Origin of the sequence: Kangiella sp. TOML190 (assembly GCF_023706045.1) — a bacterium.
Taxonomy (GTDB): domain Bacteria; phylum Pseudomonadota; class Gammaproteobacteria; order Enterobacterales; family Kangiellaceae; genus Kangiella.
In genome coordinates this window covers 1797277-1820970 of the sequence record NZ_BQYL01000001.1, presented here as the reverse complement: position 1 = coordinate 1820970, position 23694 = coordinate 1797277, and the positions used below count along the sequence as shown (strand labels likewise).

General features: G+C 43.3%; 24 protein-coding genes. 12 read left to right on the top strand and 12 right to left on the bottom strand.

Annotated features, from left to right (window positions below):
* Positions 1 to 2 precede the first annotated feature (2 nt).
* The 7 genes from ccmD to leuC form a co-directional block, all read right to left on the bottom strand.
* The gene (ccmD, locus tag NFS34_RS08720) at positions 3 to 203 is read right to left on the bottom strand and encodes a heme exporter protein CcmD (protein ID WP_251359652.1); all 201 of its coding nucleotides are present in this window, start codon (positions 201 to 203) and stop codon (positions 3 to 5) included.
* The gene (locus NFS34_RS08715; RefSeq protein WP_251359651.1) at positions 203 to 958 is read right to left on the bottom strand and encodes a heme ABC transporter permease; all 756 of its coding nucleotides are present in this window, start codon (positions 956 to 958) and stop codon (positions 203 to 205) included. The genes ccmD and NFS34_RS08715 overlap by 1 nt, the downstream gene beginning before the upstream one ends.
* 30 nt (positions 959 to 988) lie before the next feature.
* Positions 989 to 1672, bottom strand: coding sequence for a heme exporter protein CcmB (ccmB, locus tag NFS34_RS08710; protein ID WP_251359650.1), 684 nt, complete (start codon positions 1670 to 1672; stop codon positions 989 to 991).
* Complete coding sequence (gene ccmA / locus NFS34_RS08705) at positions 1672 to 2328, bottom strand: heme ABC exporter ATP-binding protein CcmA (protein WP_251359649.1); 657 nt, start codon at positions 2326 to 2328, stop codon at positions 1672 to 1674. Before ccmA ends, ccmB begins: the two co-directional genes overlap by 1 nt.
* Positions 2329 to 2487: 159 nt before the next feature.
* Complete coding sequence (leuB, locus tag NFS34_RS08700; protein ID WP_251359648.1) at positions 2488 to 3561, bottom strand: 3-isopropylmalate dehydrogenase; 1074 nt, start codon at positions 3559 to 3561, stop codon at positions 2488 to 2490.
* Between the two features lie 104 nt (positions 3562 to 3665).
* Entirely contained in the window at positions 3666 to 4304 is a 639-nt protein-coding gene (gene leuD / locus NFS34_RS08695) for a 3-isopropylmalate dehydratase small subunit (protein WP_251359647.1), read from the bottom strand.
* Positions 4304 to 5761 carry a 3-isopropylmalate dehydratase large subunit gene (gene leuC, locus NFS34_RS08690; RefSeq protein WP_251359646.1) on the bottom strand — a complete coding sequence of 486 codons (1458 nt, stop codon included), beginning with the start codon at positions 5759 to 5761 and terminating at the stop codon, positions 4304 to 4306. The genes leuD and leuC overlap by 1 nt, the downstream gene beginning before the upstream one ends.
* A 211-nt stretch (positions 5762 to 5972) precedes the next feature.
* Between leuC and NFS34_RS08685 the strand changes: the two genes are divergently transcribed.
* The 4 genes from NFS34_RS08685 to NFS34_RS08670 all read left to right on the top strand — a co-directional run bounded on the left by NFS34_RS08685 (position 5973) and on the right by NFS34_RS08670 (position 9628).
* The gene (locus tag NFS34_RS08685; RefSeq protein WP_251359645.1) at positions 5973 to 6830 is read left to right on the top strand and encodes a LysR family transcriptional regulator; all 858 of its coding nucleotides are present in this window, start codon (positions 5973 to 5975) and stop codon (positions 6828 to 6830) included.
* Positions 6831 to 6930: 100 nt separating this feature from the next.
* Positions 6931 to 7455 (top strand): SRPBCC domain-containing protein, encoded by a 525-nt coding sequence (locus tag NFS34_RS08680; RefSeq protein ID WP_251359644.1) that lies wholly within the window; start codon positions 6931 to 6933, stop codon positions 7453 to 7455.
* A 122-nt stretch (positions 7456 to 7577) separates the two neighbouring features.
* On the top strand, positions 7578 to 7868 hold the full coding sequence (locus NFS34_RS08675; protein WP_251359643.1) for a hypothetical protein: 291 nt from the start codon (positions 7578 to 7580) through the stop codon (positions 7866 to 7868).
* Between the two features lie 284 nt (positions 7869 to 8152).
* On the top strand, positions 8153 to 9628 hold the full coding sequence (locus NFS34_RS08670; protein ID WP_251359642.1) for a hypothetical protein: 1476 nt from the start codon (positions 8153 to 8155) through the stop codon (positions 9626 to 9628).
* Positions 9629 to 9775: 147 nt separating this feature from the next.
* On the opposite strand, the gene NFS34_RS08665 is transcribed toward NFS34_RS08670, so the two are convergent.
* The gene (locus NFS34_RS08665; protein WP_251359641.1) at positions 9776 to 11083 is read right to left on the bottom strand and encodes a dipeptidase; all 1308 of its coding nucleotides are present in this window, start codon (positions 11081 to 11083) and stop codon (positions 9776 to 9778) included.
* A gap of 68 nt (positions 11084 to 11151) precedes the next feature.
* Here NFS34_RS08665 and NFS34_RS08660 point away from each other — a divergent pair, with 68 nt between their 5' ends.
* From NFS34_RS08660 to NFS34_RS08635, 6 genes are all read left to right on the top strand, one after another.
* Complete coding sequence (locus NFS34_RS08660) at positions 11152 to 11388, top strand: DUF3820 family protein (protein ID WP_251359640.1); 237 nt, start codon at positions 11152 to 11154, stop codon at positions 11386 to 11388.
* 80 nt (positions 11389 to 11468) lie between these two features.
* Positions 11469 to 12818: a DEAD/DEAH box helicase gene (locus NFS34_RS08655; RefSeq protein ID WP_376707977.1), complete on the top strand. Its 1350-nt coding sequence runs from the start codon at positions 11469 to 11471 to the stop codon at positions 12816 to 12818.
* A 37-nt stretch (positions 12819 to 12855) separates the two neighbouring features.
* On the top strand, positions 12856 to 13317 hold the full coding sequence (locus tag NFS34_RS08650) for a YaiI/YqxD family protein (RefSeq protein WP_251359638.1): 462 nt from the start codon (positions 12856 to 12858) through the stop codon (positions 13315 to 13317).
* Positions 13318 to 13528: 211 nt separating this feature from the next.
* Positions 13529 to 14716 carry a hypothetical protein gene (locus NFS34_RS08645; RefSeq protein WP_251359637.1) on the top strand — a complete coding sequence of 396 codons (1188 nt, stop codon included), beginning with the start codon at positions 13529 to 13531 and terminating at the stop codon, positions 14714 to 14716.
* Between the two features lie 22 nt (positions 14717 to 14738).
* Complete coding sequence (locus NFS34_RS08640) at positions 14739 to 16016, top strand: DUF6384 family protein (protein ID WP_251359636.1); 1278 nt, start codon at positions 14739 to 14741, stop codon at positions 16014 to 16016.
* Positions 16017 to 16045: 29 nt separating this feature from the next.
* A complete protein-coding gene (locus NFS34_RS08635; protein WP_251359634.1) occupies positions 16046 to 17506 on the top strand; it encodes a hypothetical protein in 1461 nt (486 codons plus the stop codon).
* 42 nt (positions 17507 to 17548) lie between these two features.
* Here NFS34_RS08635 and NFS34_RS08630 read toward each other — a convergent pair whose 3' ends face one another.
* Together NFS34_RS08630 and NFS34_RS08625 are read right to left on the bottom strand one after the other, a co-directional pair.
* Positions 17549 to 17953 carry a hypothetical protein gene (locus NFS34_RS08630; RefSeq protein WP_251359632.1) on the bottom strand — a complete coding sequence of 135 codons (405 nt, stop codon included), beginning with the start codon at positions 17951 to 17953 and terminating at the stop codon, positions 17549 to 17551.
* A 92-nt stretch (positions 17954 to 18045) separates the two neighbouring features.
* Entirely contained in the window at positions 18046 to 19119 is a 1074-nt protein-coding gene (locus tag NFS34_RS08625; protein WP_251359630.1) for a 4-phosphoerythronate dehydrogenase, read from the bottom strand.
* A 115-nt stretch (positions 19120 to 19234) separates the two neighbouring features.
* Between NFS34_RS08625 and folE the strand changes: the two genes are divergently transcribed.
* Complete coding sequence (gene folE, locus NFS34_RS08620; RefSeq protein WP_251359628.1) at positions 19235 to 19789, top strand: GTP cyclohydrolase I FolE; 555 nt, start codon at positions 19235 to 19237, stop codon at positions 19787 to 19789.
* 19 nt (positions 19790 to 19808) lie between these two features.
* Complete coding sequence (mnmD, locus tag NFS34_RS08615; RefSeq protein WP_251359626.1) at positions 19809 to 21698, top strand: tRNA (5-methylaminomethyl-2-thiouridine)(34)-methyltransferase MnmD; 1890 nt, start codon at positions 19809 to 19811, stop codon at positions 21696 to 21698.
* An 11-nt stretch (positions 21699 to 21709) separates the two neighbouring features.
* On the opposite strand, the gene fghA is transcribed toward mnmD, so the two are convergent.
* Both fghA and NFS34_RS08605 read right to left on the bottom strand, forming a co-directional pair.
* Positions 21710 to 22567 carry an S-formylglutathione hydrolase gene (gene fghA, locus NFS34_RS08610; protein WP_251359624.1) on the bottom strand — a complete coding sequence of 286 codons (858 nt, stop codon included), beginning with the start codon at positions 22565 to 22567 and terminating at the stop codon, positions 21710 to 21712.
* Positions 22568 to 22578: 11 nt separating this feature from the next.
* Positions 22579 to 23685 (bottom strand): S-(hydroxymethyl)glutathione dehydrogenase/class III alcohol dehydrogenase, encoded by a 1107-nt coding sequence (locus tag NFS34_RS08605; protein ID WP_251359622.1) that lies wholly within the window; start codon positions 23683 to 23685, stop codon positions 22579 to 22581.
* Positions 23686 to 23694 lie beyond the last annotated feature (9 nt).

The window sequence follows — 23694 nt, the reverse complement described above, 5'->3', positions numbered from 1 at the left end:
AATTAATCGGAAATCTGTTCAGTTGTTACCTTGCGCGCTTTTACCACTTTTTCGCCGCGATAGGTTTTAACCTTTTTTATGAGTTGTTTTTTATACCAAGCAAATCCGGCGAATAACAAAACGATGCTTAAAAAAGTCACGCCGTAGCTCCACCAAACGTAGAAACCGTGTTTACCCATAGCGAAAAAAGCTTGCCAATTCATCAACTTGCTCCCAACACTTCTTGTTGCAACCATTTAGCCTTAGCTTCGCGATTGATAATTTCTAGTCGTAGACGAACGATAACTAAAATGGCGAACAGCAAATAAAAAGCACCAATCATAATAAACAAAGGCGTTTGCATATTAGGGTCAATGGCGCCTTTTTTGGTCACCGAATAGGCTTGATGCAAAGTATTCCACCATTTCACCGAGCCATAAATAATCGGCACATTAATGGCACCAACGATGGCTAAAATAGCGGCTGAGCGATCCGCCTTGTTTCGATCAGCAAAGGAGCTATGCAAAGCGATAAAGCCTAAATACAAAAATAATAATACCAGCTCAGAAGTCATACGAGCATCCCATTCCCACCAGGTGCCCCAAGTTGGAATGCCCCATAAAGCGCCGGTAAACAAACACATAAAGGTAAAAGCCGCACCAATAGGCGCTATTGCACGCATCGCCATAAAAGACATTTTCATCTTCCAAACAAGGCCGATAATGGCGCAAATTGCCATGGCCAAATAGCCAACCATCGACAAGGCGGCCGCGGGCACATGGATATACATAATGCGGACGCTATTGCCCTGCTGATAATCCACTGGCGAAGCGTAAAGCGAATAATAAAGACCAAAGGCGAATAGGATAGCTGTAATCGCCCATAACCAAGGCAGCCAATTAGCCGATTTTTGGTAGAACCATTTGGGAGAGCCTAATTGATGAAACCAGCGCCCCGCTACTCCGGAAGAAGATGCCATTGAACCTTTAATCTCTTAACACTTAATGAATTAACTCACTGCGACTTTTAAAGCTCGCCCCGCCGCAAAAGGCGTTAATACTAGGCAGAACAATAGGATAGCCCCTAAAATCGCCAGCTGCGCATTATACCCACTATTTGCCAAAGATGCTGTAATTACTGCACTGCCAAAAATTAAAATCGGCACATACAGCGGCAGAATCATCACCGCCACCAACATACCGTTGCGTGAAGCTGCCAATGACAGGCTCATACCCACTGCACCAAGTAAACATAGAGTCGGGGTGCCCAATAATAAGGACAACATCATGATCGGAGTATGATTTAGATCAACTGCCATGCCTTGCGGCGCATAATTTAAGTGCATCAGGCCAGCCAATAAAGGCGAAACCAAGACTAATGGCAAGCCCGTTACTAACCAATGCGCCACTATTTTTGATAGCGCCACTTGAGTCGAGCTAGTCATAATCAACAGCTGCTCGAGGGAGCCATCTTGATAGTCGCTACGATAAAACAGATCGAGTGATAATAATGTCGAGAGTAAAGCAGCTACCCAAATCACGCCGGGGGCGATTTGCTGCAAAAATTGCGCTTCTGGGCTAACCGCAAAAGGAAACATTGACACCACCATAATAAAAAAGAACAAGGGTATTAAAATCGCGACCCAGTTTCGACGCGCCAGCATTACTTCCCTTTTGAGTAAAGTAGCAAACATTAGGCTGCCACCTCATCAGTTGGCTCATTGGCATCTGAATAGGACAAGGATATTTTTTGTTGAATTTTTAAGCCGTCGATGACTTGATGCGAAGTAAAAATCACTACTCCACCGTTTTCGGCAAAAGCCATCATTTGCGCTGATAGCCAATCACGCGTTTTGGCATCCAAATTGACAAATGGCTCGTCTAAAACCCACAGCTTAGCGCTTTCCAACAGCAAACGACATAAAGTCACTTTATGCTGTTGGCCCGCCGATAATTCAGCAAAATGACGCTCTAATAAATTGCCTATATTAAGCTGACGAGCCACTTCCTTGATTTGACTATTACTTGCACTCTCGCCTCTGAGCGTCGAATAGAACTGCAAATTTTCCGCAATCGTCAGCTCCGGCTTCATGGCTAGGTTATGCGCCAAAAACAGTAAGTCCTGCGCGAACTCGGCTTCTGGCGTTGCGGTAGTATGACCTTTCCAAAAAATCTGACCGCTATCGAGCGGCAATAAACCCGCCAAAGCGCGCATTAGACTGGTTTTGCCCGCGCCATTATCGCCAAATAAATGGCTAATGGTACCAGCTTTAAAACTTAAGTCGGTTTGCTCTAGCAGGATCTGCTCATTGCGGGAAATGGTTAGCCCTTTGACTTCCAGAGAGCTCATTAGCAGCCCTCCTTTGCGTTACAATGCCTATAATTTTCTAGACAAAGACGAGGCAAGGCAAAAACTAGCGCAAAGGCGGAGTTAATAAAAATAATCGAGCACTTTAAGCCAGTTTTTGACACATTCTCTTCACACATAGAAGGGTAAAAGGATGGGAAATTATTTTAGTGCCGAAATTATAGCATCACCCATCTCAGATGTTGATAATAGTTTATCGCCATCTGTATAAATATCCGCAGTCCGTAGGCCTTGATCAAGAACCTTACTCACTGCAGCGTCAATTTTATCGGCAACCGAAGCTTCACCAAAGCTATGACGTAACATCATAGAAACCGACAAAATTGTCGCGATTGGATTGGCTTTATTTTCACCAGCAATATCCGGCGCACTACCGTGAATTGGCTCGTACATACCTTTACCATTAATGTCCAAACTGGCCGATGGCAGCATACCAATTGAGCCAGTCAACATTGCTGCGCAGTCAGACAAAATATCGCCAAACATATTACCCGTTACCATCACATCAAACTGCTTTGGCGCACGAACTAGTTGCATCGCCGCGTTATCCACATACATATGAGTTAATTCAACTTCAGGATACTCTTTAGCAACGCGATCCATCACTTTACGCCATAATTCGGTCGCTTCTAAAACGTTCGCTTTATCCACTGAGCACAATCGCTTATCGCGCAACATGGCCGTACGGAAAGCTACGTGTGCAATACGCTCCACTTCGCTTTCTGAATAAACGTAAGTGTTAAAACCTTGTCTTTCGCCATTATCTAAAGTACGAACACCGCGCGGTTGGCCGAAATAGATACCGCCGGTTAATTCGCGGATAATCATTAGGTCAAGATTCTCAACTAGCTCAGGTTTTAAACTCGAAGCATCCGCCAATTGTGGGTATAGAATTGCAGGACGTAAGTTACCGAATAACTCCAATTCAGAGCGTAATTTCAATAAAGCCTTTTCCGGACGAACCGCAATATCAAAACCTTCCCACTTAGGACCACCAACCGCACCTAATAACAGTGCGTCAGCTTCACGCGCTTGTTGTAACACTTCATCGGTTAATGGCACGCCATGCGCATCAAATGATGAACCGCCGACTAAAGCGCTTTCATAAGATACGTCTAAGCCTTGCTCGATTAATAAATCCAGCACCTTCGTAGCTTGTCCTACGATATCTGGACCAATACCATCACCCGGTAATACTAAAATTTTCTTTGTCATTACTTGTAATCTCTTTCTTGTTTATTTCAGGCTTTGTGCCTGAAGGAGACAGAACTGACGGTCTGTCCCCGAGTGTTTTTTAGCCTTACAACCAAATAGTGTCATTAACCAAACAACCAAGGCGCTCTTTGCTTACGCGCTTCTTCGTAATCGGTAATCGATTGTTCTTGTTGCAAAGTAATACCAATATCATCAAGACCGTTATATAAGCTATGCTTACGATCGGGCTCGACATCAAAGCTAATCACTTCCCCGTTGGGACGAGTGATGGTTTGCTTATCCAAGTCGATATCCAACTGATAACCTTCGTTGCTTTCTGCTTCGTTAAACAAAACATCCATAACATCATTTGATAGAACGATCGGTAAGATGCCATTCTTAAAGCAGTTATTGAAAAAGATATCTGCATAACTTGGCGCGATTACTGCCTTAAAGCCATAGTCTTCTAATGCCCATGGCGCATGCTCACGGCTAGAGCCACAGCCAAAGTTTTCACGCGCTAATAGCACTGAAGCACCTTGGTAGCGCGAAAAGTTCAAAACAAACTCAGGGTTCACTGGGCGCTTGGAGTTGTCCATACCCGGCTCACCATGATCCAGATAGCGCCATTCATCGAAAAGATTAGGGCCAAAACCACTACGCTTAATCGACTTTAAAAACTGCTTTGGAATAATCGCATCGGTATCCACATTGGCGCGGTCAAGAGGCACCACTAAACCTTTATGTTGAGTAAAAGCGTCCATTACGCATTACCTCCCTGCTCTTGGGTAGAAAGCTTGGTTATTTCAATATCACGAACGTCAGTAAAATGACCATACACCGCGGCAGCCGCGGCCATAGCAGGGCTAACTAAGTGAGTACGTCCGCCTTGGCCTTGGCGACCTTCGAAGTTACGGTTGGAAGTTGAAGCACAATGTTCCCCCGCTTCCAAACGATCGGCATTCATCGCCAAACACATGGAACATCCCGGCTCGCGCCACTCGAATCCTGCTTCTAGGAAAATCTTATCAAGACCTTCTGCTTCAGCTTGCTCTTTGACTAAACCAGAACCTGGCACTACCATCGCTTGCTTAACACTTGCTGCGACTTTGCGACCTTTCGCCACTTCTGCGGCTTCGCGCATATCTTCAATTCGCGAGTTAGTACAAGAACCAATAAAGACTTTATCCACAGGAATCGAGGAAATCGCTGCCTCGGCTTTCAAGTCCATATATTCCAAGGCACGCTCAATCCCTTCTTTCTTCACAGGATTGGTTTCGCTTGCAGGATTTGGAATAGTTCCAGTCACAGGCTTAACCATTTCTGGCGAAGTTCCCCAAGTCACCTGCGGCGCTATATCTTCAGCTTTTAATTCCACCACCGTGTCAAACTGCGCATCGCTGTCGGAATGTAAGTCTTGCCAAGCATTAACCGCCAACTGCCAATGCTCGCCCTGCGGCGCAAAGGGACGACCCTTAACGTACTCAATGGTTTTTTCATCCACTGCTACCAAGCCAACGCGCGCGCCAGCTTCGATCGCCATATTACAAATGGTCATGCGCCCTTCCATCGACAAAGCTTCAATCGCCGAGCCCGCAAATTCAATCGCATGGCCGTTACCGCCGGCAGTACCGATTTCACCAATCACCGCCAACACAATATCTTTAGCGGTTACGCCATAACCGAGTTTGCCATCAACTTTGACCAGCATATTCTTCATCTTCTTCTGACGCAGACACTGGGTAGCTAAAACGTGTTCCACTTCAGAAGTGCCCACACCAAAAGCCATAGCGCCAAAAGCACCATGAGTTGCAGTGTGCGAATCACCACAGACCATAGTCAAACCCGGCAGCGTGTAGCCTTGCTCAGGGCCAACCACATGCACAATGCCTTGACGAATATCGTCAATGTTGAACTGGGTTACGCCGAATTCATCGCAGTTTTCATCCAAAGTTTTCACCTGAATCAATGAAATCGGATCGGCGATACCCGAAATACCCTGCTCGCGCTCGCTATTGGTGGTCGGTACATTGTGATCCGGCGTGGCCAAATTAGCTTCGATGCGGCGCGGCTTACGTCCGGCTAGCTTCAAGCCTTCAAACGCCTGCGGCGAGGTGACTTCGTGCAATAATTGACGATCAATATAAATCAGTGCCGAACCATCAGGATTTTCGGCGACTAGGTGATCATCCCATAATTTATCGTATAAGGTTTTGCCCATGTAAGATCTCTATTTTGGAATACTCTAAATCGAATATTACTTTGCTAATCAAAAAGTTAGCGGATTAACTTAAAGTTTTATCAAGGCCAATTAAGGCGCGCGCTAACAAAAGAATGGCAATACTTTACTCTCAAGTTTACAATTACTCAAATTCATTATTTTTATCTATATCATTCCTTAATGGAATGGTATGCAATAATCATCTAGCAATATGGATACCGAACTTCTTAAAAGCTTTTTGACGCTGGTTAGACTAGAATCCTTTACCCTAGCGGCTAAAGAATTGCAATTAACCCAACCTGCCTTAAGCAAACGCATTAAGCGCTTGGAAACCATTATTGGATCGAATTTATTTGATCGGGTCGGTAACCAAGTGGCACTAACGCAAGCCGGCGAGCTCTTAGCGCAAAAAGCGCCACAACTGCTCAACAACATCAATAATTCCATTCAGGAAATTCGTGATCTGTCAGGACGCACTTCGGGCCATTTGAATATTGCCACTAGCCACTACATTGGTCTGCACTATTTGCCTTGGCATTTAGAACAGTTTGTTAGTGAATTTCCACAAGTGGATCTGAATATTGATTTTATTGATTCTGGGCTTGCTTATGAACAAGTACTGTCCGGCGATATTGAGCTGGCGATGGTAACCTTTCCACACACCCAGGATCCACGACTGAAACACCTGAAAGTGTGGCAAGAACGGATGCAAATCGCTTGCCACCCAGCCCATCCCTTAACTAATGAGCCGGATCCAATAACCGCCCTAGCCAATTACACCAGCCTGTTACCTCCAGCACATACTTTTCCTAGGGAACTGTTTGAGCATAATCTTCAAGAATTAGGCGCAGCTCATGGTCGAGTGAAAACCGCTAACTATTTGGAAGTGATCGCCAAACTAGCAGCTTCCAAAATGGGTTGGACTATTTTGCCGGAAGCCTTAATCGAACCGCCACTGATAGCGCTGACTCATGAAACTAACTCTTTTAGACAAATGGGGATTATTCATCGCAGCAATAAAAGTCTTTCTAATGCAGCTAAAGCTTTTATTAATTTGTTACAAACTTAGAGTTAAATGTCGATTTTATGGCGCTATAATCGTTTAATTTAAAAATCAGTAAGCGCTCCTGTGGGACTTGCGATTGTTTTAGATTGGAAAAGGAGAAAAGATGAAAACTTTATTATTGGCTAGCGCTTTGAGCCTAATCGCCATGATCAATTCTACTGCCGAAGCTAAAGTACTGGATGCAGCTGCACATGGCTTTACTATCGAAATCAGTATCGAGACTCAGGCCGATATCAAAACCGCCTACAACCAATTTCTCAATGTTGGCGACTGGTGGAACTCCGATCATACTTGGTTTGGTGATGCCAACAGAATGTACATCGAGCCGAGCGTGAATGGTTGTTTCTGTGAAATTGACGGTGAAAGACAAGCGATTCACATGACCGTTTCTTATGTCGATCCCTATAAAGAAGTTCGCATGATCGGTGGCCTAGGGCCATTACAAATGATGGGGATCCACGGTGGTATGAGCTGGAAATTCGATACTCTTGAGAATGGCAATACTCGGGTGACTCACCGCTACCAAGTCACGGGTTATTCCAAAGATGGTCTTGATAAACTTGCAGCAATCGTCGATTCAGTGCAAACGATTCAGCTCAAAGGACTGCAAGCTGCACTCGAAAAGTGATTATTAATATTTGTAAAATTGCCCCGTTTTATTAGATTTTCCTTAAAATTAATGGCATATTAATTCGGTTAGCATTTTTTTGCTAATAATTTCAAATAGATAACTAACACTTGGGGGCTTTTATGGAAGGTTTAATTCCGTTAATTATAAATTTAGTAAGTGGCGCATTAGGCGGTAACATTGTGGGTAAGTTGGCTAAAAATCTTAGCCTAGGCACTTTAGGAAATTCATTAGCTGGCATCATTGGTGGCGGCGTATTTGGTCAATTTATATTGGGCGCTATGGGTATTGATACTTCAGCCGCAATGGACCTAACAGGGATTCTAAGCAGTATCGGTGGCGGTGCCGCTGGTGGTGGTGTTGTTATGGCAATTATTGGCTTCATCAAAAAAATGATGGGTGGAAAGTCTTAATTACCGCTGCAGCGTCAAACGAAAAAAGCCTGCGTAAAGCGGGCTTTTTTATGCACAACTAGTGCCTAAAACCGTCAAAACATGTAACCTTCAAAGATAGAAATTATTTACAATTTGATAAGTGGTAATTATCTTTAATAATCCTCCTATAGTATCCTTATATGTTGAAATTTGATTGCATTAATATCGTTTTAAAGCCACTTATTAAACCGATAGCTGAAACGATCCTAGTATATTAAATATCTAAAGTTCCATGGAATGTTCAAATTCACGGAGGGTAAATAATGAGTTATTTTGACAACTTATCTAAGCGTTTTTCCGCAATCTATTCCTGTCGTTTTTTTTTACTTTGTTTAGCATTGCCGATAACTGCTTGCGTACCTAGATTCTCAGGGGTCGCTCCGACTTCTGGTGAAATTTGTGAGCAAGTAAACATCCAGCGAGATCCTGAACGTTGGCATCGCTGCGGCACCTTCTCAGTTACCTTTAATGGCGTCGCGAGTACGGATGTTAGCTTAGCCTCAGGAACAGAGCCCGAAGACATTATCGCAGTAATACCACCTGGCGCTAGTTCAGGACCACTAATCATTCGACAAAATTCAGGCAGCTGCACTTTAATAGGCTTTTTTAGTAAAACACAAACCCTTGATCCTATGTTCGAAGTAACAGGTTCGCCAACCAGGCCTAGTATCGTTTCCTTTAATGCATCAGATACAGACATTACAGCAGGTGAAGCGGTTACCTTAAACTGGACAGTTTCATTACCTTCAGAAGAACTCACATTAAACACTATTGGAGGCAGTAGCCTCAGTGTTTTAGGTCGTTCATCTATTGAGGTATCTCCCGAAACCGATAGTACATATCGCTTAACCGCGCGTAACCGATGCTTGAGCGTCAGCCAAACTCTCGCGATCAATGTTCAAGAAAGACCTTTGATAACTTCAGTTGATGACGTTTACCCTGGAGAAAGATTAAGAGCTAGAGGCAGTAATCTATCCTCAAGCAATTCTAACCTGATTATTCAACAGAATAGTCGTAACTCAGGTCCAATTCGCGATCCCAGTCCATCATCAACCTCTTTAGATGTCATTTTGCCGACTGAGTTCGTACCTGGACCAGCCAGCATCGAAGCGCAAGTTGATACCTTAACTAGTCCAAGTTATGACTTCATCATCAAAGGCAGAGAAAGTGGCCAATTTATTGATATCACTAGCCAACTGCTGATCTCCACACCAACAGCCGTGACTTGTGGTGAAAGCCGAAGTCTAGTCATTTCAGGCAGTGGCGAAAACCGAACAGCCTCTTTTTATGAAAGTGGCCGACTGCTATTCCGTGAAACCTTTAATGTTAGTACAGGCATAAGAGGGGCTGCCTTTTCTCCTGATTGTCTACATGGTGTAGTTGCAGGCCATAATAGTTTCACAACTACTAACAGCGTTTTGACTGTTCAAGATCTTGCTAACGGCAGGAATCGCTTTAGTGATAATACCTTGGGGCAAAGTTTGCAAATATTGTTTAGCCCTGACGACTCGGTGCTACTACACAAAAGCTTATTTACAGTGTCTGGAACAACCAGCAGTAGCACCAACTATGTCATTGGGCTCTACGATATGCAGCGTAATCGCAATATTCCAGCTACCGGACCACAACCATGTGGTAGCGGTAGTTGTAGTGGTTTATCTGCAAGAGTCTTAGATAACTATAGGGACGTATCCATCAACTTTAATGCATCCACTCTAGGCCCCTACCCAATTGAGTAAGTCCTAGAAATGAAACAAGAAAACTTAATTTTGAGATAAGCAATCACAATGACTCTTAGCTTACATTAAGAGTCATTGTCAGAGCACCACCAAGCAGATAGTCTTAATTATAGAATTACCAACTCCGATTAAACTAGTGACTAAAATTTAATACTTTTTAGCAAAAATTTCTGTTTGCTCCCAAACTCGAATTAAATTTCCCGATAGAATTTTCTCAATATCCGCTTCTGAGTAGCCCCTTTTTAACAAACCTTGAATTAAGTTAGGATAAGTCGAAGCGTCCTTTAAACCTGTTGGCAAGGAATCACCAACACCATCATAGTCAGAGCCTATACCCACATGCTCTACTCCAACCAACTTAACCACATGGTCAAAATGATCCAATACGACTTCTAGATTGGCAAATTCAAAAGGCGTTTTGGCTCTATAGGACTGTGTAAACTCAGCAACCTTTGGATCATCCATTTCAAGTTTATGCTGCGCTAGAAAAACATCTCGCGCTGCCTTGAATTTATTGTAATTTTCAATAGACTTCTGGGAAACGAAAGTCGAGCCAAAATTAATAAAAATGACACCGCCATTTTCGGCAAGCTTTTCGATCATTTCGTCGGACATATTACGCTCGAAACCTGGGGTAAAGTGACGCGCCGAAGAATGCGAAGCTATCGCCGGCACTTTGCTTATTTCCATCACATCGAAAAATGCCTTGTCAGAAATGTGTGATACATCAACCATCACACCTGCCTTGTTCATGGCCATCACCAGCTCTTTACCAAAGTCACTCAAGCCATTATTAGGGCGCTTTTCATCATACGATGAATCGGAAATATGATTGCTCAGCGAATGGGATAAGGTGATATAACGAATACCGCGCTTATAGAAGTGCTCTAAATTACTTAGATCGCCAGCTATTGGCGAGCCATTTTCCATGCCCATAGGTAGCGAAATTAGTCCTTTTTGAAAATTTTCCTGCATCTGAGCCACGCTGTATGCCAATGCAAACTTATCCGGCGACTGCTTAACAATGGCTTCAACACTATCAATCAGCTTATTAGCTACTGCAGTAGAATCGCCGCCTTCAGCTTCAATCTTGGCCGGCACATAAATCGACATGAAAGGTGCCGTTAAACCGCCAGCTTTGGCACGAGGGTAATCGAAATCGCCAGACTCGGTTGCCTTAGACACATCTTCATACTTATTTTCCAGGCGATAAGGCACATCCACATGCAAATCCGCAATAATATATTTTTTGGCTAAAGTTTCAGCTTGTTGCTTGAGATCCAGCTTACCCACTGCCGCAATCACCTTTTCTTCAAGATTGTCGATAACCTTTTTAGGTTTCTCGGCACCCTCTGGCATCGTTTGTTTCGCTGTTTGCGACTGCTCCGGTTGGCAGGCGGTTAGCGCCGCTAAAATAGCAATGGCTAACATTTTTGTTTTAAAAATCGATTTCATACTCAAGCGTACCTATGTAAGATCTGATATTTAAAACCATCATAAAAGCATCTGTGCTCAATTGCCATATGTTAAAAAACAATCAACAAGAATTAGTCAACGCAGTTAACCAAGTGATGCCTTTTGGCAAATACCAAGGGCGGCGCTTACTGGAACTACCAGAGCCTTATTTAGTTTGGTTTCACGGCCAAGGGTTTCCCGACAATAAACTTGGAAGGCAATTAGCATTGATATATGAAATTAAACTCAATGGACTTGAAGCGACTTTCAAGCCGCTCCTAACCCCACGTTCATCTGCAAGCTGACTGAAGAATGGCAGAGTATTTCTGACAGCTATCCAAATTCTTGATAAAATTAGCCATTATCTTTGCACCAAGGCAAAACTTTGTTCTCACAATTGCACCCTAAGCTTCAAAAGACTCTTAGCAAGCTTAACTTCAACCAAGCCACTGACATCCAAGCTGCGGCCATACCACTAGTCTTAAGCGGTCAGGATTTAGCTGCCAGCGCTGAAACAGGCTCGGGTAAAACTGCTGCTTACCTTTTGCCGATATTGCATCAGATCTTAGAAAATCCAAGTAATCAGAGCGGAACCCGAACCTTGGTGTTGGTGCCGACTCGCGAATTGGCACGGCAAGTTGAAAAGCAATTTGAACAGCTAGCACAATTTACCAGCATCAAAGCCGGCTCGCTTACAGGTGGCGCCTCAATGCAGTATCAAAGAGCCATGTTGCGTAAAGATCCGGAAGTGCTAATAGCCACCCCAGGGCGTATTTTGGATCACATCAAAGGCGGCGCTACCGAACTGGATAAGCTCGAATATCTGGTCCTAGACGAAGCGGACAAAATGCTCGATATGGGCTTTAGCGAAGACGTAACGGCGATTACTGATAGTTGCTCTACTAAGCGACAAACGTTGCTCTTTTCTGCCACCATGAATGGTCATGGTCTCAAGCAGATAATGACTCAACTATTGGATAAACCGCAAATCCTAAAGCTCAATAGCTTTGAAGATCAACAGCAACAAATTCGTCAACAAATTATTCCGGCTGACGATTTAAAGCATAAAGAAAAATTGACCCATTGGTTGCTAAGCCATGAGCAATATCGCAAAGCGATTGTGTTTTGCAACACCAAGTCACAAGTGGATCGTTTAGGCGGTTTGTTAAAGTACCACAAGCATGAAACTGGCACCCTACATGGCAATAACTCACAAGAATTGCGCAATCAAATTATGATGCAGTTTCGTGACGGAAAATTTAAAGTGCTAGTCGCTTCCGACGTAGCCGCACGCGGCATTGACATTAAGGACGTGGATCTAGTGCTTAATTTTGATATGGCGCAAAATGGCGATGATTATATTCATCGGGTTGGCCGTACCGGACGTGCGGGCGAATCAGGCTTGGCCATTTCACTGATTAGTTCGCGCGAATGGAATCTAATGGCAACCATTGAAAAATACTTAAAAACCAAGTTTGAAAAGCGGTTAGTAAAAGCCTTGATTGGTAGCTATACAGGGCCGAAACAACTCAAGGCCAATGGCAAAGCTGCCACCAAAGGAAAGCGAAATAGCGGCAAAAACTTAACCGCTCGAGAGAAAAAACGGTTAGAAAAAAAGCTGGCAAAAAAACAAAAAGCAAAACAAGAGCCAGAAGATCAGATGAGCAGCAACAAACCGAAGAAAAAGTTTGGTGGCGTTAGCGAAGAAGGTCTTGCGCCTTTACGCAAAAAATAATGCTTATACCGTTAATATTAAACTTGGGTAGTAACGCATGAATATTTGGGTCGATTCCGATGCTTGTCCATTAGTGATCCGAGAGATTTTAATCAAAGCCGCGATCCGAACTGGAATTCGATTAACCTTTATCGCCAATCATCCAATCAAGGTTCCTGCTCTTGCCAATATCAAATCCTTTCAAGTAGCTAAAGGCTTTGATGTAGCCGATAACGAAATCGTTTTGCGCTGCCAAGCTGGTGATCTAATCATTACTAGCGATATACCCTTGGCGGCGGAAGTGATTGAAAAAGGAGCTCTAGCGCTAAGTCCGCGCGGCGAACTGTTTAACCAAGGCAATATCGGCGCTCGCCTTAATATGCGCGATTTTATGGACTCGATGCGTGAAACACTGCAAGCCAGTGGTGCATCTCAAGGCGGGCCGCCACCGCTTGGTAAAAGTGACCGCATGGCCTTTGCCAATCAATTGGATCGCTATTTAACCAAAATCAAAGCCTAGTAATACTTTTTAGTTTAGATCGCTACTCAATGTGAAATTCTATTAAATTTCAGTAAAATTCTGTCCTAATTTCACCGAAACCCTTGTATTATCAAGAAATTATCTTTATATCTAAGATATCAATCAGGGATCCTTTAACCACCGTTAAAAGGTGGCTAGAGGAATTTGCGTCATCATTTTAGGAGAACCTTTAAGTTCTTAGGAGGAAACCATGTCGAACACCCTTGAGCAAGTTAGTGCTATGCCTATGAAATACCTGGATAAAGCCATGTCGAAATTACGAGATCTTGGTTTGGTTCCGGAAAAAACTGACGAAGCGCCGGTTATTAGCTTGATCAACAAAATATCCGACTTGGACGAAGAAAAAACCATCGCCATTGCTCGTACTCTTAACCAAGCTTCATTGTTTAATGAAGTTGTTCGCGAGCAGATCCAAGCGATGCGCATTGGCGAACGTTACGAAGGTATTACTGAAAAATTCAATTCTATTCGCGACGATGCTAAAGGCATGGTCGATCAACTTGAAGATGGCAAAATTGACGTGATGGAACGCATCGGTAACGTATGGATGAAGGTGACACGTGGCGATATTCCTAGCCGTTTCGAAGATATCAAAGAGACTTATCTTGAAGTCGCAGCCGATACCAAAGATCAAATCGAGCGTGAACAAATTATTTTAAATGCTTACCGTGATTTTCGTGGAGCTTTAAAAGAGTCCGAAGTCTTAGCGCTGAATGTTTTGAAAAAAGCTCATGCTGAACTTGAAGATGCAAAAACTAATCTGAGCAATGCCGCCAAAGATATTGAAACCAACACCAATGATGATCGCGAACACATAGCACGTTTGGAGTTGGCTCGTGACGAGCGATTACGCGAATTACAAAACTCTGATGAACGCTATCAGGTGGCAAAAGATCTTTCAGACAACTTGACCATTTCCTACAATACTTCTGAAGCAGTTATGGCCCGCTTACTGCAAACCACCAATGCTAAAGAACGAGTTTATTCGCAGTCGGTGACTTTCTTTGGAACCAATGAAACCGTATTTACCGCCCTTTCCGCTTCCTTTACCGGCTTACACGGCTTGCACGAAGCCACAGAAACCTTAAAAAACATGAAAGAAGGCATCAATGAAAGCCTAGAAGTATTAGGCGAAGTTGGCGATAAAGTGCAAGAAGAAGCCTTAAGAGAAGGTTATGGCGCGACCATTAAAGCAGAGTCGGTAAAACGATTAGTGGATTCCATAGTGAATTTCCAAGAGCGCTCGACCAACCTTATCGCAGAGATGCGCGAGCAAGCTACCCGCAATGCCGAGGAAGTACGTCTAGCCGCGGAAGACGGCAAACGCCGCCTAGCCGAACTCGCTAGCCGTGGTAATGCCCTAGTTATTAACGCTTAATTGTTCAATTACTCGATCGTTAATGGCCGAAAACACCAATAATAAACATGACATCCCTTTGTCGGATGTCATGTTGGCTATGGATATTGCCGATACCATTCGCCATCGCGATCGGATCGTCGAACAAGAATTAAGTGAAGCTGAACGGGAAAAAGCACTCTTTGAAAAGGTCAAAAGAACTTACGCCAGCCAAGGGATTGAGGTTAGTGATGCCACTATCAAAGAAGCCATTCAAGCAATTGAAGATGAACGCTTCACTTACCAAGCGCCAAAAGCAAGCTTTTTCACCAAGTTAGCACATATCTACATCAATCGTGGTAAATGGGCCAAAGGGTTTGCTGCCCTCTTAGCTATTACAGGTTTGGCATGGCTGATTTCATGGGCGGTTTTTACCCTACCCAAACAAATGGAGCTTAATAAGCAAGCCAATGCTTTAAACCAAAGTATCATCCAAGCCAATACTTCCGAAGAATCGCTACAGTCGCGTCTAGATGGCCTAGTCAAAGAGCTTAACCGCGCTAGCGAGCCGCAAGATAGCGAACTGAAAGGTTTATATCAGCGGCAAAAACAAAATGCTTTTCAGCTTCTCAAAACGGCGGCAACCCATATCGATGTTGCAAGACCGCTGCGCCAACAAGATGATTTTGACGGTGATGAATTTAAAAAAGCCGGTGCTTTGGCCATGGATCAAGTGGATCGTCAAGAATATCAGCTAGGCCAAGCCAAAGCGCAACTGGATAAAGCCGAAACCGCCATCAAGCGTTTGCATCAAATCAATTTATTGCCTAACGAACTGCAAAACCTCTACTCACAAGCCAAAGATATAGCGCGCAGCCCTCGCGGGCAAAATCTTGCCAATAACTATTATCAAAATGGCCTAGCGGCGATTAAAGGTTTCGATTTTGACGCAGCCAATAATGTCACCAGCGATCTAAAAGATTTGATTGAAAATCTACAGCAAAGTTATCAACTACAAATCGTTTATCGTCATGGCGAACAAACTGGCTTATGGCGCGAACCAGAAATTAATCAGAGCGCTAGAAACTATTACATAATCGTTGAGGCAATTGATAAAAATGGTCAAGCACTGACTTTGCCCATAGTCAACGAAGAAACTGGCAAAGTCAGTCGTGTGAAAAAATGGGCATTGCGAGTGGAGCGCGCAGTTTTTGATCAAATTGCTCGTGATAAGCGTGACGATGGCATAGTTCAAAATAATATCTTTGGCTCAAAAGCCGTTGGTGTTTTGGAAGTGGATTACCGTTTTCCAACCACCGGCAAAGCCATTACCCGTTGGTAATTTAGCCAATATAGAGGAATTAAAAATAGATGTATTCAGGCCGCCAAGCCCTTTCGGATATTGATTCGAGCTTACAAAAAATTCGCTCGCACTTATCGCAAACGGATTATGATCTCGAGCGCTTTGGACAAAAGCTGCTTGGCTTGCGACAACAGGAATCCGATACTTATCGGCAGTTAGCCAAAATGCGCCTTGATAGCCTGCAGGCGAATGAGTTATCCCAACAACTCGATTATGCCGAGCGCCAAGCTACACAACTCTTATTGCAAAGAAACGATCAAATTCAACACCTTGTTAAGCAAATCGGTCAATCACAAGAAACTCAGATGCAGCTGGACGCCCAACGTGGTCAGCAGGCGATAAAACTAGACGAAGTTATCGAGCAACTGGAAAACCTGTTAGCGCAAGTGGATAGCACTTTGGCGGAATCGGCCAAATACCAAAAACAACAATTAAAAGCGCAAGACTTAGTTGATATGGCGGCGAATGCTCGCGCTAAAACTGAACAGGCGCAAGAAGAGCTTGAAGAAAAAGGTAAGCCCTATCGCGACGATAAAATTTTTATGTATTTATGGCAGCGTCATTACGGAACCAGTAAATATGACGCTAGGTTTATTACTCGTTTTTTTGATAAAAAGTTAGCCGATCATATTCGTTTTGATAAGGCTAGAATTAACTTTTTCACGCTTAATAATATACCCAAGAAATTAGCCGAACATACTGAAAACCTACAGCAACAAGCAGAAGATGAGTTATCCAAACTGCAACAAATGGAGCGGCAGGCCGAGCTTGATGCAGGAGCAGAAACCCTAGAATCACAAGCAGACACTGAACGTAATCTGCTCGCTGACATTGATAAAAATATTACTCAGCAAGAAGAATCTTTTGAAGCGCTGGTTAAAGAGCGGGAAGCTTTTAATTTAGGAACCGATAAATATATTGCTAGAGCTATTGACGTATTGATAGAAAGTTTTAAGGCCGATCCGATCCCGCAATTACAACATGAAGCCAGTTTAACCGATACGCCGCGCGATGATCACTTGGTTAATCAGCTAGCCGTATTGCGAGACAGCAAATCGCAACTGGAAAACGATATGACTAGCTTGCAAGGCACTCATCGTAGCATTAATCGTAAGCTTGAAGAGCTGAAAGAAGTGCGCCGCAAGTTTAAACGGGCCGATTATGATGCCTATAATTCTGGCTTTAAAGATGGCGATGTATTGTCGAGCATTCTACGTCAATTTGTAAGTGATCAAGTCAATGCTAAAGAACTTTGGCGTATCTTTAAGCGTAGCCAGCGCTTCCAACGTCGTCGTTATACTCAAAGGCATGGTGGCATCGGCATTCCTGGCGATATTAATATTCCTAGAGATATTGGTCGAAATATGCCACGAATCAAAATACCTCGCGGCATTAAATTTCCTTCTGGCTGGGGCGGCGGTAGCGGTTCATCAGGCGGTGGTGGCTTTAAAACTGGTGGTGGTTTTTAGGGCAGCCAACTTTAAACCAGCAATTTTGATTGCAAGCTCGGCTTATTTCTTCAACGGAAACAGCGATCGTAAAAATAGCCCGGCGCCACCAAAACAAAGTACTAAAATCACGATTAAATCAAAAGCACTCATAGGTCTAAAGCTAAATTGCGAAGAAGCAATCACACCGAAAATTAAGGCCAAAATTGAACCTACCGCAAGAAACCAGCCGAAATAGTTACGATGGTTATAGAAAAGAATCACCACTCCTGCAACAAAAGGGAGCATAATCATGCCGGAAGTAATGCCAAAGCCGCCAAAGGCAGAAATATTAATAAGGCGTGTACCAAAACCAAATTGCGAATGTATATGAATTGAATTTAATAACAGATAAAAGCCAACCACCATCATGGTTAAGCCTACAAAAAATTGCCAAACTCCACCGTTCGTTCCACCTGCACCCACCATTTTAATCCCCTTACTCAATTATCTATTGCGTTTATAATTTCTAAATACTCTACTAGATTTTTGTCAGTAGCTCTATCACTAAAGCTCTGTTATCAATAAGCCCCATCAAAATGCTCTTTCCAAAATTCAAGCCGAGTCTTATAGTTTTTTCTTAAATGGTCAAAAGTATCAGGCAAACCATTTTTAGCTGCGCGTAACGCTTGGTCGTCCGCTAGAATATCATAATGATGTATTAAGCTTTGATGCAAGTCTTCTAGATACTTAGGCGGTGACCATTTTGTTACTCGAGGCAATTTAGAGCTTAAACTAATACCGGTTTCTTTACCCAGCCAATCCCGTAATTGGCGATACAGCATATAAGTTCCTCTGACTTTGCCTTCAAGACTATAACCAGCGATATGTGGCGTTGCTAGCAGGCAGGCGTCCAATAACTCTTGGTTGATATCGGGTTCGCCCTCCCAAACATCAAAGATGTAATCAACACCTTGGTTCCATGCTTTAAATTTGAGCGCATCCTGGTTATTTACCACCGCACCGCGAGAGCTATTAACCAGCAATGAGCCCCCTTGCATAGCTTGCAAAAAGTCACTATCAATTAGGTATTGTGTGGCATATTCGCCATCGATTTTTAAGGGAACATGACAAGTCACCACATCGCAGTGCTGAATGTCCTGCAATTCAACGAAGTCTCTCGAGTCAGAAGTTGCTGCTAACGGCGGATCATTTAGTAGATATTTGATCCCTAATTGCTGTAACAACTGGCTTAACTGGCTGCCAACATTGCCAGCGCCAATAATACCTACAGTAGCATTGGCTAAATTTACACTTCGCTTATTCGCCCAATAGGCAATCGCCGTTAACACATATTCAGCCACTGCTTGAGCGTTACAACCTGCAGCATAAGCAAATTGAATATCCTGTTGTTTTAGATAATCAACATCGACATGATCAAGCCCAATAGTAGCGCTGCCAACAAACTTAACAGGCGTATCTTGTAATAACTCTTGATCAACCTGAGTAATTGAACGGACTAATAGAATATCTACTTCGGCTAAGTCAGCACGGCATATATCACGCCCAGATTTTCGCTCGATCCAGCAAAAGCTGCCGAATAAATCATCAACCATGGGCATATTTTCATCAGCCAGAACTGTTAATAAAGACACTTTGGCGTTTCCAACATTTTCTTAATAAGAATTGCTATAAATATTTGGGTATTTTAGCGTCTTCCTTTAAAATTAAGCCAGTAATTATTTTTGGAATATAATTTTAGGATCACGCATGAGCAAAAAACTAACTGATCTATACCATAATATCCTTGTTGAGATTGGCGAAGATGTAGAGCGTGACGGTATTTTAGACACCCCAAAACGCGCCGCTAAGGCTATGCAGTTCTTAACTAAAGGTTATGAACAAAATCTTGATGAAGTGGTTAATAATGCAATTTTTGAGTCGGATAACGACTCTATGGTGATTGTTAAAGATATTGAACTGTACTCTATGTGCGAGCATCACATGTTACCGTTTGTAGGTAAAGTTCATATCGGCTACCTACCAACAGGTAAGGTCATTGGCTTATCTAAACTGGCTAGAATTACCGATATGTTCGCTCGCCGCTTGCAAATTCAAGAAAACCTAACCAAGCAAATCGCCGAAGCGATTCAACAAGTAACCGATGCAGCTGGCGTTGGAGTCATTGTCGAAGCCAAGCATATGTGTATGATGATGCGCGGTGTCGAAAAGCAAAACTCGGTGATGACCAGCTCCACCATGCTCGGGCTCTTCCGTAAATCGGAAAAAACGCGCAACGAGTTTATCAGCCTTATTAGCAAATAATTTTGTTTGATATTCTCCAATGCACAATGCATTTCAAGCTGTCGAACCTGCAAAACTCGAATGGCGCCAAATAGCACGAAACGGTTCAAACTATTTAGCGCCCTATTCAACAGCTTTCGATGATATCTATTTTAATACTCATAATGGCATTGAAGAATCTGAATACGTTTTTTTACAAGGCAATCAACTCGAAGAGCGGTTTTCTAAGCAGCCAAAGCAATTCACCATTTTTGAAACGGGCTTTGGTAGCGGCCTAAATTTTTTACTCAGTGCCAGTTTATGGGAGCAAACTAACCCTAATGGCAAGCTCGATTACTATTCGGTTGAGCAGTTTCCGATTAAGCCAGATGATCTTAGTAAAATCTATCAGCAGCTCAAACTTAAAGAGCTGCTAAACCCTTTTATTGCTAATATCATTGATAAACTACTAACCGATTATCCGCCTATTTTGCCCGGCGTTTATCCAATTCAAATAAGCAGCAAGATCACTCTACATCTACTGTTTTTTCCATTAGAGCAGGCACTAAAAGAAATTGCGGTTAATGCTAGCTTTAGCGTTGATGCTTGGTTTTTAGATGGCTTTGCTCCAAGTAAAAACCCACAAATGTGGCACAAGGGTTTATGGCACTTTATGGCGCTGCACTCTCACTCGGCTAATGCTTCTGATCCCAACAACACGCAAAGCAGTAGCGTTGCTACCTTTACCGCAGCATCGCAAGTTAGAAAAATGCTGCAATACTACGGTTTTGAAGTGATCAAGCGCCAAGGTTTTGGCCATAAGCGCGAAATGCTTACGGCTAAGTTTGTCAAAAAAGAACTTTCCACGCCAAAGCCTAATCTCGCCAGCAGTTATTTAGAAACGCGAAAGCCAACCAAAAAAATTGCCATTATTGGCGCCGGCCTAGCAGGCTGTAGCAGCGCTTATGTGCTACAAAAAGCTGGGTTTGCGGTAGAAATCTTTGAACAAGGCTCAAAGCTAGCCAGTGGTGCATCAAAAATGCCGGCACTATTGGCAAGCCCTAATTTTTCCATCGATCACAACAGTTTTAGCCAACTAACTTTTTCTGGGTTTTATCGGCTACAGCAGTTCTTTGCTGAGCATTCGGAACTGGTTGATGCAAAACAGGTGTTACAGCTTGCCAACGAAAAATACTCTGATCATCAGCTACAGCAATATCTGGAGCTATACCAGAATAGACTGCACTCGGAACTTAGATGGTCTTCCATAGAGAATAAAACGCCTCGGCCAACAACCGTCGAGCGAAAAGCTTTGCTATCCCCCGCGATCCAAATCAACGGCGAAAAACTCTGCGAATATTGGCTAAAAACAATTCCATCAAAGCACATTCATCTAAATCATAAAATTACCTCTTTAGATCAATTAAGCGGATTTGATTGCCTGATTATTGCCAGCGGTCATGGTAGCCTATTAAACAACTTGGGATTAAGTGAGCTGCCAGCGGTGATGCCGCTGCGAGGTCAACTCACCAGCATTAAAGCGCCCTATAGGCTAGATTTACCGATTAATTATCAAGGGCATTTATTTCAAGAAGACGAACAATGGCATCTTGGTGCTAGCTTTGATAACAGCCTGGATGAGTCTGTTTGGCCGGCAGATAACCAAAAAAATATTGAGTTAGCCAATCAAGAATTAGGATTAGCGCTTCCGGCTAACCAAAAATGCAGTTCAAAAGTTGGAATACGCGCTTCATCTTTTGATCGCTTTCCTTTTTGCGGTTTTTACCAAAACTCAGAGCAGCAAACTATCTGGCTTAACTATGGTTACGGTACTCGCGGTTTAAATTTAACCTTACTCTGTGCAGAAGTTATTGCTGCCAGTTTGCAAAATAAAACTCTGCCCCTTTCAAAAAATCTTTTGCAACGATTAAGCCCAAAACGAATTAGTTAAGGCTAAGTGTATTAAACCGAGCGCACGCCTAACTTATCAGCATGAAAAGCAAAGTGAGATTCGATAAAACTGCTAATAAAAAAGTAGCTGTGATCGTAACCGAGCCGTAAATTAAGTTGGATATCCAGATTTTTCTGTTTAATTTCAGCTTGCAGTAATTCTGGTTTTAGTTGTTCTGTTAAGAACGCATCCTCTGAACCTTGATCGATTAATATTGGCGGGATCTTTGCTTGGCTCTGCTTAATTAGCTCCAACGAATCGTACGCCTCCCAAGCATCCTTATCATCGCCTAAATAATTTGAAAAGGCCTTTTGCCCCCAAGGCACTTGCATTGGCGCAACAATCGGGGCAAACGCGGAAATTGACTGAAATTTATTAGGATTTTTGATCCCAATCGTTATAGCGCCATGACCACCCATCGAATGACCAAAAATTGACGACAACTGAGGGTTTACTGAAAAATTATCACCGATTAACGCATACAGTTCATGCACAATATAATCGTACATTTGGTAATGCTTTTTATAAGGCTCTTGGGTCGCATTCAGGTAAAAACCCGCCCCTAAACCAAAATCCCAAGCACCTTCTGCATCATCTGCAACGCCTTCCCCACGTGGGCTGGTATCAGGCGCAACTAGTGCCAAGCCGTATTTACTGGCGTACTGTTGAGCTCCCGCCTTAGTCACAAAGTTTTCATCGGTACAAGTAAGTCCAGATAGCCAATAAAGCACTGGCACCTTTTCTTGCGCAGCTTGCGGTGGCAAAAACAATGAGAAATTCATATCGCAATTTAATGCCTGCGAATAATGGCTGTATCTGAGCTGAGTACCCTCAAAACACTTAGCCGAAGAGATTAATTCTAGCGCCATCTAAAAGACCTCTAAAATTCTATAACAGAGCGAATGGATTTACCTTGATGCATCAGATCAAAGGCTTGGTTAATATCTTCAAGCGGCATCTTGTGGGTAATTAAGTCATCAATATTAATTTTACCCTCCATATACCAATCGACAATTTTAGGTACATCGGTTCGCCCTCTAGCGCCGCCAAAAGCAGTGCCTTTCCAAACTCTGCCGGTGACTAACTGGAATGGTCGGGTAGCAATTTCCTGACCAGCACCAGCCACGCCAACGATACAAGACTCGCCCCAACCTTTATGGCAAGACTCTAAAGCTTGGCGCATGGTATTAACGTTACCAATACACTCAAAGCTGTAATCGACGCCGCCATTGGTCATTTCAATAATAGCGTTGGTAACATCATCAACTTCCTTTGGATTGATAAAATCGGTCATGCCAAATTGCTTGGCTAAAGCCACTTTGTCCTCGTTCAGATCCACCCCAATAATTCGGTCAGCGCCCGCAAGCTTAGCTCCTTGGATCACGTTAAGGCCTATTCCACCCAAACCAAACACCGCAACGGTTGAGCCTATTTCTACCTTCATGGTATAGATAACCGCGCCGATACCGGTAGTGACGCCGCAGCCGATATAACAAACTTTATCAAACGGTGCATCACTGCGAATTTTGGCTAAAGCAATTTCTGGCAGCACCGTATGATTGGCAAAAGTCGAACAGCCCATATAGTGCAAAATAGGCTTACCTTGATAAGAAAAACGGCTACTACCATCAGGCATCAAGCCTTGGCCTTGAGTGGCGCGGATGGATTGACAAAGATTAGTTTTGGGATGTAAACAAAAGTCACACTCGCGACATTCTGGCGTGTAAAGCGGGATCACGTGATCGCCAGGTTTTAAAGAAGTCACTCCCGCACCGACTTCACGCACAATACCCGCTCCTTCATGTCCTAAAATGGCCGGAAAAGCGCCTTCAGGATCATCTCCAGATAAGGTAAAAGCATCCGTATGACAAACGCCCGTTGCCATGACTTCCACTAATACTTCGCCAGCTTGCGGCCCTTGCAAATCCACTTCGACAATTTCTAGTGGTTTGCCTGCTTCGAAAGCAACTGCGGCACGAGTTTTCATAAACGGCTC